This is a genomic window from Pseudomonas alcaligenes, assembly GCF_014490745.1.
Classification (GTDB): domain Bacteria; phylum Pseudomonadota; class Gammaproteobacteria; order Pseudomonadales; family Pseudomonadaceae; genus Aquipseudomonas; species Aquipseudomonas alcaligenes_C.
This window is the reverse complement of record NZ_LZEU01000001.1, coordinates 2108125-2126016: the sequence shown is the minus strand read 5'-3', so window position 1 is coordinate 2126016 and position 17892 is coordinate 2108125. Positions and strand designations below refer to the sequence as shown.

19 protein-coding genes are annotated in these 17892 nt (G+C 62.4%); 6 read left to right on the top strand and 13 right to left on the bottom strand.

Annotated features, from left to right (window positions below; all coding sequences use genetic code 11):
• Window positions 1-72: 72 nt before the first annotated feature.
• Window positions 73-1455 carry an oxygen-independent coproporphyrinogen III oxidase gene (hemN, locus tag A9179_RS09670; protein ID WP_187805604.1) on the top strand — a complete coding sequence of 461 codons (1383 nt, stop codon included), beginning with the start codon at window positions 73-75 and terminating at the stop codon, window positions 1453-1455.
• A gap of 14 nt (window positions 1456-1469) precedes the next feature.
• Here the strand turns inward: hemN and A9179_RS09665 are convergent, their stop codons facing one another.
• Window positions 1470-1919: a hypothetical protein gene (locus A9179_RS09665; RefSeq protein WP_187805603.1), complete on the bottom strand. Its 450-nt coding sequence runs from the start codon at window positions 1917-1919 to the stop codon at window positions 1470-1472.
• A gap of 157 nt (window positions 1920-2076) precedes the next feature.
• Between A9179_RS09665 and fnr the strand changes: the two genes are divergently transcribed.
• Both fnr and A9179_RS09655 read left to right on the top strand, forming a co-directional pair.
• Entirely contained in the window at window positions 2077-2811 is a 735-nt protein-coding gene (fnr, locus tag A9179_RS09660) for a fumarate/nitrate reduction transcriptional regulator Fnr (protein WP_187805602.1), read from the top strand.
• Between the two features lie 37 nt (window positions 2812-2848).
• Window positions 2849-3397, top strand: coding sequence for an adenine phosphoribosyltransferase (locus A9179_RS09655; protein ID WP_187805601.1), 549 nt, complete (start codon window positions 2849-2851; stop codon window positions 3395-3397).
• Between the two features lie 3 nt (window positions 3398-3400).
• On the opposite strand, the gene A9179_RS09650 is transcribed toward A9179_RS09655, so the two are convergent.
• From A9179_RS09650 to A9179_RS09620, 7 genes are all read right to left on the bottom strand, one after another.
• Window positions 3401-3724 (bottom strand): hypothetical protein, encoded by a 324-nt coding sequence (locus tag A9179_RS09650; protein ID WP_187805600.1) that lies wholly within the window; start codon window positions 3722-3724, stop codon window positions 3401-3403.
• Between the two features lie 384 nt (window positions 3725-4108).
• The gene (locus A9179_RS09645; RefSeq protein ID WP_187805599.1) at window positions 4109-4453 is read right to left on the bottom strand and encodes a hypothetical protein; all 345 of its coding nucleotides are present in this window, start codon (window positions 4451-4453) and stop codon (window positions 4109-4111) included.
• A gap of 498 nt (window positions 4454-4951) precedes the next feature.
• Window positions 4952-5746, bottom strand: coding sequence for a hypothetical protein (locus tag A9179_RS09640; protein ID WP_187805598.1), 795 nt, complete (start codon window positions 5744-5746; stop codon window positions 4952-4954).
• 108 nt (window positions 5747-5854) lie between these two features.
• Window positions 5855-6082, bottom strand: coding sequence for a hypothetical protein (locus tag A9179_RS09635; protein WP_187805031.1), 228 nt, complete (start codon window positions 6080-6082; stop codon window positions 5855-5857).
• A gap of 129 nt (window positions 6083-6211) precedes the next feature.
• Entirely contained in the window at window positions 6212-6388 is a 177-nt protein-coding gene (locus A9179_RS09630; RefSeq protein ID WP_187805597.1) for a hypothetical protein, read from the bottom strand.
• Window positions 6389-6485: 97 nt separating this feature from the next.
• Window positions 6486-6947, bottom strand: coding sequence for a DUF6368 family protein (locus A9179_RS09625; RefSeq protein ID WP_187805596.1), 462 nt, complete (start codon window positions 6945-6947; stop codon window positions 6486-6488).
• Between the two features lie 239 nt (window positions 6948-7186).
• Complete coding sequence (locus A9179_RS09620; protein ID WP_187805595.1) at window positions 7187-8335, bottom strand: acyl-CoA dehydrogenase family protein; 1149 nt, start codon at window positions 8333-8335, stop codon at window positions 7187-7189.
• A 198-nt stretch (window positions 8336-8533) separates the two neighbouring features.
• On the opposite strand from A9179_RS09620, the gene A9179_RS09615 reads away from it, so the two are divergent.
• Window positions 8534-8959: a hypothetical protein gene (locus A9179_RS09615; RefSeq protein ID WP_187805594.1), complete on the top strand. Its 426-nt coding sequence runs from the start codon at window positions 8534-8536 to the stop codon at window positions 8957-8959.
• 30 nt (window positions 8960-8989) lie between these two features.
• On the opposite strand, the gene ftrA is transcribed toward A9179_RS09615, so the two are convergent.
• On the bottom strand, window positions 8990-9961 hold the full coding sequence (gene ftrA / locus A9179_RS09610; RefSeq protein ID WP_187805593.1) for a transcriptional regulator FtrA: 972 nt from the start codon (window positions 9959-9961) through the stop codon (window positions 8990-8992).
• A gap of 98 nt (window positions 9962-10059) precedes the next feature.
• On the opposite strand from ftrA, the gene A9179_RS09605 reads away from it, so the two are divergent.
• On the top strand, window positions 10060-10503 hold the full coding sequence (locus A9179_RS09605) for a rhodanese-like domain-containing protein (protein ID WP_187805592.1): 444 nt from the start codon (window positions 10060-10062) through the stop codon (window positions 10501-10503).
• On the top strand, window positions 10500-10985 hold the full coding sequence (locus A9179_RS09600) for a GNAT family N-acetyltransferase (RefSeq protein ID WP_262410563.1): 486 nt from the start codon (window positions 10500-10502) through the stop codon (window positions 10983-10985). The genes A9179_RS09605 and A9179_RS09600 overlap by 4 nt, the downstream gene beginning before the upstream one ends.
• 1 nt (window position 10986) lies before the next feature.
• Here the strand turns inward: A9179_RS09600 and recR are convergent, their stop codons facing one another.
• The 4 genes from recR to A9179_RS09580 all read right to left on the bottom strand — a co-directional run bounded on the left by recR (window position 10987) and on the right by A9179_RS09580 (window position 17889).
• On the bottom strand, window positions 10987-11586 hold the full coding sequence (gene recR, locus A9179_RS09595) for a recombination mediator RecR (RefSeq protein WP_187805591.1): 600 nt from the start codon (window positions 11584-11586) through the stop codon (window positions 10987-10989).
• 173 nt (window positions 11587-11759) lie between these two features.
• Window positions 11760-12086, bottom strand: coding sequence for a YbaB/EbfC family nucleoid-associated protein (locus tag A9179_RS09590; RefSeq protein ID WP_187805590.1), 327 nt, complete (start codon window positions 12084-12086; stop codon window positions 11760-11762).
• 10 nt (window positions 12087-12096) lie between these two features.
• Window positions 12097-14202 (bottom strand): DNA polymerase III subunit gamma/tau, encoded by a 2106-nt coding sequence (gene dnaX / locus A9179_RS09585; protein ID WP_187805589.1) that lies wholly within the window; start codon window positions 14200-14202, stop codon window positions 12097-12099.
• Window positions 14203-14319: 117 nt separating this feature from the next.
• Window positions 14320-17889 carry an EAL domain-containing protein gene (locus A9179_RS09580; RefSeq protein WP_187805588.1) on the bottom strand — a complete coding sequence of 1190 codons (3570 nt, stop codon included), beginning with the start codon at window positions 17887-17889 and terminating at the stop codon, window positions 14320-14322.
• Window positions 17890-17892: the final 3 nt, after the last annotated feature.

Sequence of the window (17892 nt, the reverse complement as noted above, 5' to 3'; positions counted from 1 at the left end):
TGATGCAGGTCAAGACCGCCCCCGCCACGCCTCCCTAGACTGGCCAACATCGCTACTCCTGGGACTGCCTGCATGCTCGACGCCATCCGCTGGGACGCCAACCTGATCCGTCGCTACGACCACCCCGGTCCACGTTACACCTCCTACCCCACGGCCCTGCAGTTCCATAGCCAGGTCGGCCCCTTCGACCTGCTGCACGCCCTGCGCGACAGCCGCCGGGCGCTGCGTCCGCTATCGCTGTACGTGCACGTGCCGTTCTGCGCCAACATCTGCTACTACTGCGGCTGCAACAAGGTCATCACCAAGGATCGCGGACGCTCGCAGCCTTACCTGGAGCGTCTGGAGCGCGAGATCGAGCTGCTCGGCCGCCACCTCGACAGCCGCCAACGGGTCGAGCAGCTGCACCTCGGCGGCGGCACCCCGACCTTCCTCAGCCACGACGAGCTGCGCCGGCTGATGGAGCACCTGCGCAAGCACTTCCAGCTGCTCGACGACGACAGCGGCGACTACGGCATCGAGATCGACCCGCGCGAGGCAGACTGGCCGACCATGGGCCTGCTGCGCGAGCTGGGCTTCAACCGCGTCAGCCTCGGCGTGCAGGATCTCGACCCGCATGTGCAGCGCGCCATCAACCGCCTGCAGAGCCTGGAGCAGACCCGCGCCATAGTCGAGGCGGCGCGCACCCTGCAATTTCGCTCGGTCAGCATCGACCTGATCTACGGCCTGCCGCGGCAGACCCCGGAGAGCTTCGCCCGCACCGTGAGCGAAGTCATCGCCCTGCAGCCTGATCGCCTGTCGCTGTTCAACTACGCCCACCTGCCCGAACGCTTCCCCCCGCAGCGCCGCATCAACCCTGACGAGCTGCCCGCCCCAGCGGACAAGCTGGCCATGCTGCAAGGCAGCATCGAGCAACTGACGACCGCCGGCTATCGCTATATCGGCATGGATCACTTCGCCCTGCCCGACGACGAACTGGCCACCGCCCAGGAGGACGGCAGCCTGCAGCGCAACTTCCAGGGCTACACCACCCACGGCCACTGCGACCTGCTCGGCCTCGGCGTCTCGGCCATCAGCCAGATCGGCGACCTCTACTGCCAGAACAGCAGCGACCTGAGCAACTACCAGCAGAGCCTGGACAACACCCAGCTGGCCACCCTGCGCGGCCTGCACTGCAACGCCGACGACCGCATCCGTCGCGCCGTGATCCAGCAGCTGATCTGCCAGTTCCAGCTGGAATTTGCCGAGATCGAGGAGCTGTTCAATATCGACTTCTACGCCTACTTCGCGCCGATCTGGCCACAGCTGGAACAGATGGCACGCGACGGCCTGATCGAACTGGACATGCGCCACATCGCCGTGCTGCCGGCCGGGCGCCTGCTGGTACGCTCGCTGTGCATGCTGTTCGACCACTACCTGGAGCAGCAGAACCTGCAACGTTTCTCCCGGGTGATCTGACTCTGAACAGGCTCTCAGCGCATGGCCAACTGGGTTGCCGTCTGCATCTGCTCGTCGCTCAGCTGCGCCTCGCGCATGGCCTTGAGCAGATTGACGCTGGCATTGCTCAGCGCGCTCTGTAGCTCGGACAGCTCCATCTGCAGCGCCTCGGCCCGTGCCCGCCGGGTTTCCGCATCAAGCCCCGGCTCGGCCATCAACGCTTCCAGCTCGGCCTGCTTCTCGGCAATCTGCTGCTTGAGCGCGCGGATAGTCTTGAGGATTTCCTTGATGGTGTCCGGCAGGTCGCTGTCGTCGATATCGTCGTTCTTCGCCGTCGAGCGGATCCGCCCCAACTCCGACAGGCTGACACGCAGGCTGGCGCTCACCTCCTCGGGCGTCGCCATCTCGCCCGCCTCGCGCCGCTCCTGGCGCTGCAGGCCCAGGCTCAGGCGCTCGGTCAGGCCACCCACATCCATTCGCAGCATGAGCTCGACTCCTGCAGTTGACTCAACGGCCTTATCGGTCAGCACCGCAGAATCTTGAACAACAAGTCAGGCTGCAACCGCAGGAAACTGGCGATAGAGCGCGGGCATGCGGTAACCTTGCATTTCATACGTGTTTAGCCAGCAGGAAATTTGCGCGATGCCCGAGACCATCAAGGTGCACACCCCGCATCAAGCCCATTGCAAGGAGTGCAGTCTGGCCCCTCTGTGCCTACCGCTGTCGCTGAACCTGGAAGACATGGATGCCCTCGATCACATCGTCAAACGCGGCCGCCCGCTGAAGAAAGGCGAATTCCTGTTCCGCCAGGGCGATGCCTTCAACTCGGTGTTTGCCGTGCGCGCCGGCGCCCTGAAAACCTTCACCCTGAGCGATGGCGGCGAAGAACAGATCACCGGCTTCCACCTGCCCAGCGAACTGGTCGGCCTGTCCGGCGTCGACACTGAGCTCTACCCGGTATCGGCCCAGGCCCTGGAAACCACCTCGGTGTGCGAAATCCCCTTCGAGCGCCTCGACGAACTGGCCGTGCAACTGCCGCAACTGCGCCGCCAACTGATGCGCGTGATGAGCCGCGAGATCCGCGATGACCAACAGATGATGCTGCTGCTGTCGAAGAAGACCGCCGACGAGCGCATCGCCACCTTCCTGGTCAACCTCTCCGCGCGCTTCCGCGCCCGCGGCTTCTCAGCCAACCAGTTCCGCCTGGCCATGTCGCGCAACGAACTCGGCAACTACCTGGGCCTGGCCGTGGAAACCGTGTCGCGGGTGTTCACCCGCTTCCAGCAGAACAACCTGATCAATGCCGAAGGCAAGGAAGTGCAGATTCTCGACCCGATCGAGCTGTGCGCACTGGCCGGCGGCCGCATGGATGGCTGATACTTAGCCACTTCCTGGCCGATCAGAGGACAGCCGCATGATCTTCGACGACTTCAGCATCAAATCCCTGATTCGCCCGGTACCCGACTTCCCCAAACCCGGCGTGGTGTTTCGCGACATTACCCCGTTGTTCCAATCGCCACGGGCCCTGCGCCTGGTGGCCGACAGCTTCATCCAGCGCTACGTGGAAAGCGACTTCAGCCACGTCGCCGCCATGGATGCCCGCGGCTTCCTGATCGGCTCGATCATCGCCTACGAGTTGAACAAGCCGCTGATCCTGTTCCGCAAACAGGGCAAGCTACCGGCCGATGTGCTGGCCGAGAGCTACCAGACCGAGTACGGTGAAGCCCTCCTCGAAGTACACGCCGACAGCCTGTGCGAAGGTGACTCGGTACTGATCTTCGATGACCTGATCGCCACCGGTGGCACCCTCCTCGCTGCCGCTCGCCTGGTGCGGCGCATGGGCGCCCGCGTGCACGAAGCCGCTGCGATCATCGACCTGCCCGAACTGGGCGGCTCGCAGAAACTGCAGGACAGCGGCATCCCCACCTTCAGCCTGACCGCCTTCGCCCTCGACGAACGCTAACCGCTACCTGGCCTGCAACTGGCGCAGCCGCTCGGCAATCGACGCGGCCTTGTCTGCACTGCCATTGAGCACCGCACAGGACTCGCCCAACGCCTGCCGCTCGCCCTCCCCCTCGGCATAGGCCAGATCGCTGCAGTCGCAGCTCAGACTCGCCCGCACCTGCTGCGAAGCCCGCTCACGCACCTCGGCCACCCAGCAGGCATCGCCACAGCCACAGGAGCGATAGGCCAGGGTCTCACCCTGCACGGGCCAGTCGAGCTCGTACTCCCCCGTACCGCCAGCGGCGAAGGCAGAGGAGGACGCCAGGAGAAAAAGGGACACCAGCATGCTGTTTCGGTAATTCATCGCGGCACTACCTGAAAGAAAGTGGAAATCGCCAAGGGCGGATAAATACCGCCGGCCAGCTAACCCGCCTGCACGATCGCCCGAGCTGCAGCGCCATACCTGACACCGACCTGAATGTAGCTGGCCAAGTCACACAGCAGATCTTGCAGCGAGTGCTGATGCGGCGCTTGGTGCTTTTGATAGAAGGCAAAACTGCTGCTAGCAGCCAACCGAATGCAATTGGCGAACTCGCTACGGGCAGCCGCCTCAGGCTGAGGTCAACATCGGCGATATTTAGGCACTGCGTATAACGATTAAGCTAACGGGCGGATAAAGCACAGCTTTTGGGCGTCCAGCGAACGAAGTGAGCGATAGTTGAGCGAATTGTTATGCTTTGCTCGTGGCTTCATATACATATGCCAACGGAGCTTTTTCGTCGTCACACTTAGGCGTAAAGATAGCGCCATTTATTAATTTATTTAGTTTTAGAAGAGCTAAGCCGTCAAGGAATAGAGCAGACTCGGGCATGGACTCGTTTTCTGCTATAGACTCTTGGTGGAAGTCAGCTAGCGCCATTGCCCAAGCGAAAGAAATTCCGTTCTGATCGTTTACAGATATGCATATTATTAGCTCCAAAAGACCTCTATTCCAAACTTTATCTGCAAGCAAAGCCAATTTGGCGCATAAACCTGCATTTTTAGTATCGCTTATTGATAAATAGGCAAGAGCCATAAAGAAGTTTGTGAAGTAGGCGTCCTCAATATTTGAGAGCAATGAAATTGTTTTTTTGCATATTTCATTACGCCTTGCTTCTTCAGCCCCAAGAATTGTGCAGGTAATCGGTAGATAAAAAGCATGGCTAAGAAATCCTGGGCGTATTTTTTGATTTTTTTACGCAAAATAAATCTAGCAATAGATTGTACGTTTCGCTGACCTTTGCTAATTCCTGTCTGGATTCACAAGTCAATCCAGATAGCCAGTTTATTATTGCTTGATCTCGATAAAGGAGGATTAGAGCGTAGAGAGTGTGGCCCTCTTTAAATATTTCCGAACTACGCATTTTTTCTAGCTTTGGAGTTAGCCTGTGGTTTTTTGCTATCCAATGCTGTAGCTCTGCTTCTGTGACATGAGTCCTTTGCATTTTGAGCTCTCTGATTTGGTTCAGATATTGGGCATAATGTTTGAGCTCAGGCCGCGGCCCTTCAGGGCTGCCGCGCCTGCAGCGATTGGTTAGGCCGCGCCACTAGGCAGTTTGGCTGCATGCTTCTCTATCAGCTTTGCTGTAACAAATGAGGCCACAGCTTGAAAGCTCTTCACCGCGCGGTTGAAGTAGTCGGAATCGACCTGGACATTGTCACCTGCTTTGTATTTGCTTCCTGACACTTGCTCCAAGTAGATGTGATTGACAAGGCCGTTGTTGTGCACCAAGAGATTTCGAGCAGCCCTGAGCTCTGTAAGCTCAGCTAATAAGATACCAGAATCTTGCAGCGCAACTCCAAATCGATCTTGGTAGTAGTCGCTTTGATCCTTTATTGATTTATAGCCCAGCTCGTTGAGCTCACGACTTGCAATGAAGCTCACTAGTTCATCAAGCGATTGAAACTCTAAAAGCCTATCGTAGGGCAATTGTTTCTTTGAGGTTTTTAGTATTTCCGGCCGTGCTCTTGCGACTTCCAAGAAGACATCTGCTATAAACGCATCAAAAGTGGCGACCAGATAAACGAACGACATCCTGAACGTGAGATTCGGATAGGAAGATTTTTGGCTTTGTGCGGACTTCATCACGTCCGTGAGCAGCTTAATCTGCTCGTCGTTCAGATCCAGTTGAATCGTTTTTTCGCCTAGATTTGGCGGGCTGGGATCGGGCACTCCAGACTTAGCCGCCTCAAGCTTGCCGACGATCTCCTCGTGTTGCTTCTGAATTTTTTTGATGGCATCTCCCATATCCTGGAGGTAGCTCATCAGCAACTGGACAGACGTCCTGAAGCCACGATGCATGGTATTTAGGGAATCAGATAGTTCCATCTCAAGCACCTCTCTCGAAAAGCGGCCTAACGATTAAGCTAACGGGCGGCTAAAAGCGCAGCTTTTGGACGTCCAGCGAACGGACGTGAGCGATAGTTGAGCGCATTGTTAGGAGACTGCATGCGCGAGCTCCGATTGTTTGATTTCTACATCGAAACCGGATTCCAGCTCCAGAATAAATGTTGGTTCTGGGCTGAGAGATATAAGAGAAGCTAGCGAGCCTTTGCTGCCGGCGTGCGCGCCACTTACGACAAGCACGAAATCATTATGCTGATAGGCCACACCAGAAATTGGTGTATGGCTAAGGAACGCTTGATTGAGCTGCACAGACTCCACAAAAGCTCCTAACGATTAAGCTAACGGGCGGACAAAAGCGCAGCTTTTGGACGTCCAGCGAACGAAGTGAGCGACAGTTGTGCGCATTGTTAGGCGCTTAAGCTCGTATATGTTGCATTTGGTTTCGCCTTACTTGATGCCTGTTATAGAGAGCTCTAGCTCTTCGTTGCTGACATCGATGAAAAGTCGCGTGCCGTCGGTGAACTGTATTAACACCTCTGAAGGGGTATGGCGGACTACGGCCTGCACTTTGCGGCCTTTTAGGAGCTCTGTGGCTTTAATTGATTCTTCCTTGAGGTTTTGCATAACTTTCTCTTAAGCGCCTAACGTTTGAAATGAGCGGCGCGCGGCAGCGCGTCCGGTGCGGGCGTAGCCCGCACGTACTCGATTGAATTGTTATGCACTATTTCACCATGCGAAAATCTGGGTGTGAAAGCCATTTTTTCATGAGTTGCGCCCCCATCAAACTTGTGTCATCGAGAATGAAGTGCTCTTGATGGCACAATATGCTTTCGTCGCTTGTGTATTGCGAGAGTGGCAATCCGAAATATACAACGCCACTTAATTTAGTGGCAAATAGTGCACATAGCTCTCCGAGTTTTATATGGTCTTCATCACCATTGCACATTGCCGCAAGTACCAACTGACTCTCAGGACACCATGCGGTAAATCGTTTTAGCTCTGAATAGGACTCTTTCTCTCCTTCCCACTCCCACTCAAGTGAAAAGATAAATGGCATGCCGTCCGACCAGAAGTTATGACCGCGAACTTCTTCGGCGTTTTTTTCGATTAGATCTTTAACTTCAGCCAGAAACACGTCATTCGTATGCTGTTTAAAAAGAATCGCTGCCGTTGGCCCTGCCATCAGTGTTGCCCTAGTGCATAACTATAAGTAGACGACACATGCGGGGTAATTTTTTACGCCACTTGTGTCGGATAACGTTCCTTGTCGCTCTACAAGTCGTTGATTTGCCTGCAGCCTAACGAAAAAGTACGGCCAACCAGCAAAAAGAAAAACGACATGGCCACGGCAAGCCTGTCGCCCAGGCAGGGCGGATCAGTGGAAGCTACTAATTCGCCCCGAGTCTGTCCAGAACGACCGTTCTAGAGGCCCATCTGCTTGCTGATGATCTCGTTCATCACTTCGCGGGTACCGCCGCCGATGGAGAGGATGCGGTTGTCGCGGTATAGCCGCTCGACCAGGCTTTCGCGCATGTAGCCCATGCCACCCATGATCTGTACCGCGTCGTAGGTGATGCGGTCGGCGATGTCGGTGGCGAAATTCTTGGCCATGGAGATTTCCTTCACCACGCTTTTGCCGGCGGCCATCTTGGCGGCCTGGCGATATGTGAACTCGCGCGACACTTCCAGCTCGGTGGCCATCTCGGCCAGGCGGTGCTTGAGTACCTGGAACTTGCCGATCGGCTTGCCGAAGGCTTCGCGCTCGCGCCCCCAGCGCAGCGACTCTTCCAAGGCCAGTTGCGCGGTCATGTTGGCCATCAGCGCCAGGCTCAGGCGCTCACTCTGGAAGTTGGCCATGATCCCGGCGAAGCCCATGTTCTCCATGCCGATCAGGTTGCCCACCGGTACCTTGCAGTCGTCGAAGAACAGTTCGGCGGTGTCCGAGGCCCACCAGCCCATCTTCTTCAGCTTGCGGCCGACGCTGAAGCCCGGTGTGCCCTTCTCGATCAGCAGCAGGCTGACCCCACCAAAGCCTTCGCCACCAGTGCGCACCGCCACGGTGTAGTAGTCGGCGCGTACGCCGCTGGTGATGAAGGTCTTGCTACCGGTCACGCGGTAGAAGTCGCCATCGCGCACGGCACGGGTCTTGAGACTGGCGACGTCGGAGCCGCCGGAGGGTTCGGTGACCGCCAGGGCCATGATCTTCTCGCCGGCTAGTACCTGCGGTACGACCCTGTCGCGCACCTCCGGTCGCGCCCACTTGAGCACCGGCGGCAAGCCGATATCCAGCGAGCCGAGGCCGGCAACCAGGCCGCCGGAGCCTGAGCGCATCAGCTCCTCGCTGGCCGCCACCTTGGCGAACAGGTCGCCCTCGTGGCTGCCGCCATACTGTTCCGGGTAACCGATGCCGAGGATGCCGGCGGCGCCGGCCTTCTGGTACAGCTCGCGGGGAAATTCCTCGGCCTCCTCCCAGTCCGCCACGTGAGGCAGGATCTCCCGCTCGACGAAACGGCGCACCGAGTCGCGAACCAGTTGGTGGGAATCGTCGAAATATTCCTGGAAGGCGCTCATCGGGTAGCTCTCGTTTATTGTTTTATTCACCCTAACCGAGCGCTTGCTTGGTTTTCAAGAGCTAATCCGCATGAACCTCTAGCATGCAGGTTTCAGCCAGCCACGGCCGCTGCTCATCGACCTTGTCCGCGCGCTCGGCGAGTGATGACGAGTCGCTGGCTATGCTTGTAATACCCCTCCGCCCCCAAGGAGAACTCCATGCGCAGGTTCTGGATGGCACTGCTGGCCCTGCTGGTCACGGGCTGCAGTTCGACGCTGGTCGACTATGCGCCGCAAAGCATCAGCGAACAGGATGCCTACGCGGTGATCAAGCAGGTGGTGATGGCGCAACCGCAGACGCTGCGCCCCGATTCGGTGTACATCGACCAGTACTACATGGGCTTCGACGCGCCCGGCGCGGCGGGCAAGCCGGTGACGAGCGATGCCAGTGAGCGTATCTACTTCAACAGCATCGACTCGCTGCACATGTACAAGCTGTTCGGCCGCTACACGGTGCAGCTGTTCCGCGCCGATGGCCAGGCGCTGCAGGGTTTCTCCATGGACAGCCGCACGCAGGCCGAGCGCTTCATCGATGCCGTGCAGTTCTATCGCAGCCAGGCGCCGGAGTCGTCCGGTTTCAACTAGCCCGCGCTTACGGGCAGGCCACCTGCTCTATCAGCCGTCGCTCAGCGCCGTACCGAAACGCTCGCGATAGGCGGCAGGCGCCAGCCCGACGCTGTTGCGAAAGGCAAGGCGAAAGCCTTCCACGGTACGGAAGCCGCACTGCTCGGCGACCCGCTCGATGCTCTGCGCCCCACCCTCCAGCAGCAGGCGTGCCCGGGCCATGCGCTCATGCTGCAACCAGGCCTTGGGCGACATGCCGGTGGCATCGCTGAAGCGGCGCAGGAAGGTGCGCTCGCTCATCGCCACCCGCCGAGCCAGCTGGCTGACCTCCAGCGGCTCGGACAAATGCTGGCGTACCCACTCCAGCAGGGCGGACAGGTCGTGGCGCACGGCCTGGGCCACCGGGGCGGGAATGAACTGCGCCTGGCCGCCGGCACGCTGTGGCGCCATCACCAGGCGCTGCGCCACCCGGTTGGCCACCGCGGTACCGAAATCCCGCGCTACCAGATGTAGGCAGGCATCGATGCCGGCGGCGCTACCGGCCGAGGTGATCAGCTGCCCGGCATCCACGTAGAGCACCGCGGGATCCACCTCGATGGCCGGAAAGCGCCGGGCCAGCTCGTCGGTATAGCGCCAGTGGGTGGTTGCCCGTCGACCATCGAGCAGGCCGGTAGCCGCCAGGACAAACACCCCGGAACAGATCGACAGCAGGCGCGCCCCGCGTCCGTGAGCCTCGCGCAACAGTTCCAGCAGGTGCTCGGGCGGCGCTTCGGCGCGGTCGCGCCAGCCGGGAATGATGATGGTGCGTGCCGCCTGCAGTCCCTCCAGGCCGCAGTCGGCCGACACCTGGATGCCGCCCATGGCGCGCATCGGCCCCTGCTCCAGGCCGACGATGCGGTGGCGATACCAGGGGAAGTCGAACTCCGGGCGCGGCAGGCCGAAGATCTCCACGGCGATACCGAATTCGAAGGTGCACAGGCCGTCGTAGGCGAGGATGGCCACCAGGCCGGGATCATCATGCATTTGGCGGAAATCTACCGATAACTGTCTTGCCCGCCACTGTAGCCTGCCCGGGCGCGGCAATACAGTGGCGACACAGCCCACCCATCAGGAGTCACCGCATGTCCAGCCTTGTCCGCCAGATCCCCGCCGCCCTGCCCTCCGTCGCGCTGATGCACTTCAGCAATCGCCTGGCCTTCGAGACCGACTGCTCCGACGTGTACGCCAGCCAGCAGGCCGGCAGCGTCGACTATGTGCTGGTCGATGTGCGCAGCGCCGAGGCCTATGCCCAGGGCCACGTCCCCGGCGCGATCAATATCCCGCACCGGTTGATGAGCGCCGAACGCATGGCCGCCTACCCGCGCGACACCCTGTTCGTCGTCTACTGCGCCGGCCCGCACTGCAACGGCGTGCACCGCAGCGCCGTGCGCCTGGCCAGCCTGGGCTTCGCGGTGAAGGAAATGCTCGGCGGCGTCACTGGCTGGCTCGACGAAGGCCTGAGCCTGACGGACGGCGCCGCAGTGCTGCCGTCCGCCGCCGGCCAGGCCATCGGCTGCGCCTGTTGAGCGGCGCCCGCATCCGCCCGGCACGCCGGGCGGACATCCCCGCACTGCTGGGGCTGATGCGCGAACTGGCGGCCTTCGAGGACTACCTGGCGGCGTTCGCCGTCGATGCTGCGGCCCTGCAGCAGCGTGCCTTCGGCCCCCGCGCCCAATGCCGGATCTTCGTCGCCGAGGCGGCGGGCGAGCTGCTCGGCTATGCCGTGGCGCTGGCGATTCCCTTCACCTACGACCTGCGCCCGAACATCCGCCTCAAGGAGCTGTACGTGGTTCCCGGCCAGCGCGACGCGGGCCTGGGCCGGCGCCTGCTGGCGCGCGTGGCCGCCTGGGCGCTGAGCCAGAACGCGGGGCGTCTGCAATGGGATGTGCTGCGCGGCAACCAGGCGGCGGAACGCTTCTACCAGCGCCAGGGTGGCCAGCCGGAACAGAAATGGTGTGCCTACGAGATGGCGTTGCCGGCCCTGCAGGCTCTGGCGGCGTCGGCCTGAGTCAGCCGGCCATCGGTCGGCGGCCGGCCAGGGCATGGGCCAGGGTGCCGCCGTCCACCAGCTCCAGCTCGCCACCCAGCGGTACGCCATGGGCGATGCGCGACAGGACGATGGCCTTGCCGCTGAGCAGTTGGGCGATGTAATGCGCGGTGGCCTCGCCCTCCACCGTCGGGTTGGTGGCGAGGATCATTTCGCTAAAGCTACCCGCCTCGACCCGCGCCAGCAGCTCGGGAATGCCGATGGCCTCCGGGCCCAGGCCATCGAGCGGTGACAGGTGGCCCTTGAGCACGAAATAGCGCCCGCGATAGCCGGTCTGCTCCACCGCGAACACATCCAGCGGCCCTTCCACCACGCACAGCAGCGAGTCGTCGCGACGCGGGTCGGCACACTGCGGGCACAGCTCGTCCTCGCTCAGGGTGCGGCAACGCGAACAATGCCCCACCCCCTCCATCGCCGCCGTCAGCGCCTGGGCCAGGCGCAGGCCGCCGCTACGATCGCGCTCGAGCATCTGCAGCGCCATGCGCTGGGCCGTCTTTTGCCCTACTCCAGGCAGGATGCGCAGCGAATCGATCAGTTGGCGGATCAGCGGACTGAAGCTCATGAAGGGCTACCAAGGTGGAGATTGCTTTGAGGGATGCGCACGCAGCGAGGGGTGATCAGACGCGGTGCAGAGCAAGGCGCGATTCGGCACGGGCAGCGGAGTTTACTGGCCGTAAATGAGCATGCCCGGGCCGAATTGCAACGCAGCTATGTGCTGCGGCTGGACGCCCCGTTTTAGAAGGGCATTTTGAAGCCGGGGGGAAGCTGCATCCCTGCAGTCATGCCAGACATCTTGTCCTGGCTGTTCTGCTCGATCTTGCGCACCGCATCGTTGACCGCCGCGGCGATCAGGTCTTCCAGCACTTCCTTGTCTTCCTGCATCAGGCTGTCGTCCAGGGTGATGCGCTTGACGTCATGGCGACCGGTCATCACCACGCTCACCAGGCCGGCGCCGGACTGGCCGGTGACTTCGGCGTTGGCCAGCTCTTCCTGCATCTTCTGCATCTTTTCCTGCATCTGCTGGGCCTGCTTCATCAGGCCTGCCATGCCACCTTTCATCATGGTGAGTTCCTCAGCTATTGAGTGGTTCGATGGAGTCCGCGCGGATCACCGCGCCGAACTGTTGAATCATCTGCTGCACCAGCGGATCGTCATGGATCGACTGCTCCGCCTGGCGCTGACGTTCGGCGCGCTTGCGGGCAGCGGCCTGGGCCGGGGTTTCCTGCTGCGGCAACTGCAATTCGATGCGCAACGCGATGCTGCGGCCGAGGTGCTGGTTGAGCGCATCGTTCAGACGACGCTGCTGGGTCGCATTGAACAGCGCGCTATGGCCCGGATCCAGGTGCAGCAGCCAGTCGTCGCCATTGGCTTCGATCAACGTGCAGTTGGCGCCGATGCTACCGGTCATACCGGACAGGCCCAGGCGCGGGAACAGATCCAGCCACTCGGCCGCCAGGCCGGTAGCCGGCATGGCCGCTGGCAGGGGCTCTGCCGCTACTTCCGGCTCGGCCGCCGAAACGTCGAAATTGTAATCGAGGCTGTCCGCGTCGACCTCGGCGTAGTCGTAGTCGCCAGGTGGCGGCTCGTCGTCATCGCTGTCCTGGCTGACGCTCGGCAGCGGCGCGGGCTCGACTGCGGCTGGTGCGGCGACAGGTGCTAAAGCCACCGGTGCCGACTCGGCCACGACGGGCGGCGCGCTCGGTGCTACCGCTGCAGCCACCACAGGAGCCGCCACGGGCTCGGGCTGCGCTACGGGCGGCAACTCAGGCGCTGGCGCTGCCGGCTCCCAGGGCAGATCGACCGCCGCGACAGGCGCAACAGCAGGTGCCGGCTCGACCGGTTGGCTGACCACAGGGGCCGGCGGCGCTTCGACCACTGCAGCCGGCGGCGGAGCCGGAGCAGCCACAGGCGCCGGCGCAGCAACTGGAGCGACGACTGGGGCCACCGCGGCAACAGGTGCGGCGACAGCTGCAGCAATAACGGGAGCTGGCGCAGCAACAGGGGCTGCGCCAGCCACTGGAGTGTTGAAGGAGTCAGCCGTGGCCTTGCTGATCCCCAGATCCTTTAGTGGTGACCTGGGCGCGCCATCGGCATCGGCCGGGCGGAAGGCCAACATGCGCAACAGGGCCATCTCGAAGCCACTGCGCGGTTCCGGCGCCAGCGGCAGGTCGCGACGGCCGATCAGGCCCATCTGGTAATAGAACTGCACGTCCTCGGCCGGCAGCGCCTGGGCCAGCGCCAGCACTTTGTCGCGGTCGCCCTGGCCGTTGTCCACCGCTTCCGGTAGGGCCTGGGCGATGGCCACCCGGTGCAGCACATTGAGCATCTCGGCCAGCACGCCGCTCCAGTCCGGGCCTTGTTCGGCCAGCTGGCGCACCGCTTCGAGCAGCGCGCGGGCATCGCCTTCCAGCAGGGCATGCAGAACGCCGTAGACCTGACCATGGTCGAGGGTACCGAGCATGGCGCGCACGTCGGCGGCCAGCACCTTGCCTTCACCGAAAGCGATGGCCTGATCGGTGAGGCTCATGGCATCGCGCATCGAGCCGTCAGCGGCGCGACCGAGCAGCCACAGGGCGTCTTCCTCGAACGGCACGCTCTCGGCGGTCAGTACGTGGGTCAGGTGCTCGACCACCCGCTCCGGCGGCATGTTCTTCAGGGAGAACTGCAGGCAGCGCGAGAGAATGGTGACCGGCAGCTTCTGCGGATCGGTGGTGGCCAGCAGGAACTTGACGTGGGGTGGCGGCTCTTCGAGGGTCTTGAGCAGGGCGTTGAACGAGTGCGTGGAGAGCATGTGCACTTCGTCGATCAGGTAGACCTTGTAGCGCCCACGGCTCGGTGCGTACTGCACGTTCTCCAGCAGTTCGCGGGTGTCCTCGACCTTGGTGCGGCTCGCGGCGTCCACCTCGATCAGGTCAACGAAGCGGCCCTCGTCGATCTCCCGGCACACCGAGCACTGGCCGCAGGGGCTGGCGCTGATGCCGGTTTCGCAGTTCAGGCACTTGGCGATGATGCGCGCGATGGTGGTCTTGCCCACGCCACGGGTACCGGTGAACAGGTAGGCGTGGTGCAGGCGCTGGCTGTCCAGGGCGTTGATCAGGGCCTTGAGCACATGGGTCTGGCCGACCATCTCGCGGAAGCTGCGCGGGCGCCATTTACGTGCAAGAACCTGATAACTCATGAAAAACCGTCGCGACTGGGATTGCGGAAGTGGCTAATCCTAGCGGAGCACCGGGCAAATTGCATCCGCGCTGCGCCGGCAAGCCCCCGGCGGCGCATGAATGGTCGTGGCGCCGCCCTACGCCAGGCCCTGCTGCTGGCGCAGGCGGCGGTTTTCGCGGTACAGCTCGCGCTGCTGGAATGCCTCGCGCACCTGGTAGCGCACGTCTTCCGCCACCCAGGCGCGGGTGATGAAGCGGTATACCACGCCTTCGTTGGCTGCCTTGAGCAGGCCGCCCACCTCGCCGGCGTCGCACAGCGCCATGCGCATCGCTTCCGGGTGGATGCTCTTGACCCGGCGCAGGAACTCCACGCCGCTCATGTCGGCCAGGTGCAGGTCGCTGAGCACCACGTCCACTGCGCTGCCGGCCATCAACTGCAAGGCCTGCTCGCCACTGGTGGCGCTGAGTATCTGGTAATTCTCCAGGCGCAGCACCCGTTGCAGCTCGTCCAGGCGCTGCGCCGAGGCGTCGACCAGCAGCAGGTTGCGCGCCTCGCCGTCGAACAGGTTTTCCGGCAGCGACAGCGTCGCGCCGGGCTGCAGGAACTGCCGGCAGGCCTGCGGTGGCAAGGGCGGCGAGTAGTAGTAACCTTGCAGCTCGTCGCAGCCGGCGGCGCGCAGGAAGCTGAGCTGTTCGACCTGCTCTACCCCTTCGGCGATGACCTTGATCCCCAGGTTGTGTCCGATGGAGATCATCGAACGGGTCAGCGAGGCGCTGTCCGGTTCGCTGAGCACCCCCATGACGAAGCTGCGGTCGATCTTCAGCTGGCTGAAGGGGAAGCGCTTGAGGTAGCCCAGCGAGGAATAGCCGGTACCGAAGTCGTCGATGGAGAAGCGGATGCCCTGGGCGCAAAGGGCCTCCATCTTGGCCAGGGCATCGTCGGCATTGGTCATCATGATGGTTTCGGTCAGTTCCAGCTTGATCCAGGCGGCCGGAATGCCATGGGCCTTGAGCGCGCTGAGGATGCGCTCGGCAAAGTTGGCCTCGGCGAAGCTGATGGCGGAGAAGTTGACCGCCACGCTCAGCCCCTGGTTGAACGACTCGTGCCAGATGGCCAGCTGCTTGCACACCACATCGAACACGTAGAAGTCGATACCGACGATCCAGCCGGTCTCCTCGGCCAGCGGGATGAAGTCGCCGGGCTGCACCATGCTGCCCTGGCGGTTCCAGCGCACCAGCGCCTCGAAGCCGCACAGCTGGCCGTTGTGCAGGTCGAGCTGGGGCTGGTAGACCACCAGAAACTCGTGGTTCTGCAAAGCCAGGCGTGTCTCCAGCTCGATCGACAGGCGCTTCTGCACCTGTTCGTTCATTTCCGGCATGAAAGCGCAGATACGGTTACGCCCCTGGTGCTTGGCCTGGTACATCGCCGTATCGGCGTTGCGCAGCAGGGTGCTGGCGTCGCGGCCATCGCCGGGGAAGCAGCAGAAACCGATGCTGCAGCTGAGCGCCACTTCCTGCTCACCGAGCAGCACCGGCATGGCGATGCTCTGTTTCAGGCGCTCCAGCCTGCTCACCTGCTCGCCGATCTGCTCGGTCTCGACCAGCAGGATGATGAACTCGTCGCCACCCAGGCGGGCTACCGTGTCGACCTCGCGGGCGCTGGCCTGCAGGCGGCTGGCCACCTGCACCAGCAACTGGTCGCCGGCGCCATGGCCGAGGCTGTCGTTGACCACCTTGAAGCGGTCGATATCCATGATCGCCAGGGTGAACTGCCCACCGCTGCGGGCGGCAAAGGCGATGGCCTGGCCGATGCGGTCGTTGAACAGGTTGCGGTTCGGCAGGCCGGTCAGGCTGTCGTGGTTGGCCTGGTGCTCGAGCTCTTCCTGGTAGCGTTTGCCCTCGGTGATGTCGTGGAGGATGCCGACGAAATGACTGATCTTGCCGCGGTCGTTGACCACCGGCGTCACCGTCAGGTCGTTCCAGAACTCCGAGCCATCCTTGCGGTAGTTGCGCAGCTGGGCGCTGCCCTCCTCGCCGTTCTGCAGGGCCCAGCGGATGCTGCGCAGCTCGGGTTGGTTGACCTTGTTGCCCTGCAGGAAGCGGCAGTTGCGCCCCATCACCTCGGCCGACGAATAGCCGGTGATGCGCTCGAAGGCCGGATTCACGTAGACGATTGGCTGGTCGTCCTGCTGGTTGTCGGTGATCACCACCGCGTTCACGCTGGCCTCCACCGCCCGAGTGCGCAGACGGATCTCGAGGTCGCGGCGGCGTTGCTCGGTGATGTCCTGCATCACCACGATGGCGCCCTGCGCCACGTTGCTGGCATCGTGGTAAGGCACCGCCGAGTTGAGGATGGTCTTGTGCTCGTCCTTGAAGGTCTGGATATCGATGACTTCGTTGCGCGCGCCGCGCCCCTGCTGCAGCACGCGTATCATAGACCAGCTATCGCGCTCGATCGGCTCGCCGCTGTCGGCCCACCAGCCGCGGTAGCGGTTCGGTGCCTCGTCGCCGACCGGATGGGCGCCGCCCCAGATGGTGCTGCTTTCCGGGTTGCTCATGATCAGGCGGCCCTGCTGGTCGGTGACCAGCACGCCCACCGGCAAGCTGTCGAGAATCTTGCGCAGCAGGCCCTCGCTCTGCGCCAGGGCCTCGGTGCGCTGCGCCACCAGCTGTTCCATGCTCTCGAACAGGCGCACCCGTCCCAGCGCCATCGCCAGCTGCCGGCCTATCGAGGCCAAGGCGGTCAGTAATTCCTCAGACCAGGCCCGCGCCCCGCTCTGCACCACATTGAGCATGCCGATGATCTCGCCGCCGAGCAGCAGCGGGATGCTGGCATGGGTGCCCTCGCCCGCCTCCCCGGTCAGCGCCGGACAGCCAGGGATGTTGCTGGGCATGCTCAGCTTGTCGTGCAGCCAGGCATGCCGGCAGGGGCAGCGGCTGGCACAGGCCTGCAACTGCTGCAGCGAGTGCCCCTGGCCGCGGGCCCCGGCCACCTGTGCCTGCTCGCCGGCACGGCTGGCATCGCCCATCAGCAGCCAGGCGCTCACCGCATCGGGAAACTCGAGGATGCGGCGCAGCGCCGCGTCGATCACATGCTGCTCGCTCTTGGCGTCGGTCAGCCCGGAGGTGAAGTGGAACAGGCAGTTGAGCAGCGAATTGCTGCGCGCCAGCTCGTCGTGCTTGACCTGCAGCTCGTGATTGAGACGCACGCCCTGCTCGTAGGTGGAGATCAGCAGATCGAGAATCTGCTGGCGGCTAGCGGTGATGAAGTGGCGCTCGCCCTCGAGCACCACCTCCACCCCCATCTGCACCCGCTCGTGGGTGCGCAGCTCGAGGTTGACCAGGAAGTAACGGATGCGCGACATCAGGTACTTCTCGTCGAACGGCTTGACGATGAAGTTGTCCGCCCCGGACGCCAGGCCGTGCACTACGTCGCGGGCATCCGCCAGGGAGGTCACCAGGATCACCGGGATATCCTGGGTCTGCGCCGCGCTCTTGAGCTGGCGGCAGAGCTGGTAGCCGTCCATTTCCGGCATCACGATATCGCTGATGACGATGGTCGGCCGTCGCTCGGCGATGCGCGCCAGCGCCTCCAGGCCGTTGCGTGCCACCCGCACCTTGCAACCGACCGACTCGAGCATGTACTGCAGTTCGGTGGCCTGGGTCGGGCTGTCTTCGACGACGAGGATTTCGGCATTCGCATACATGGC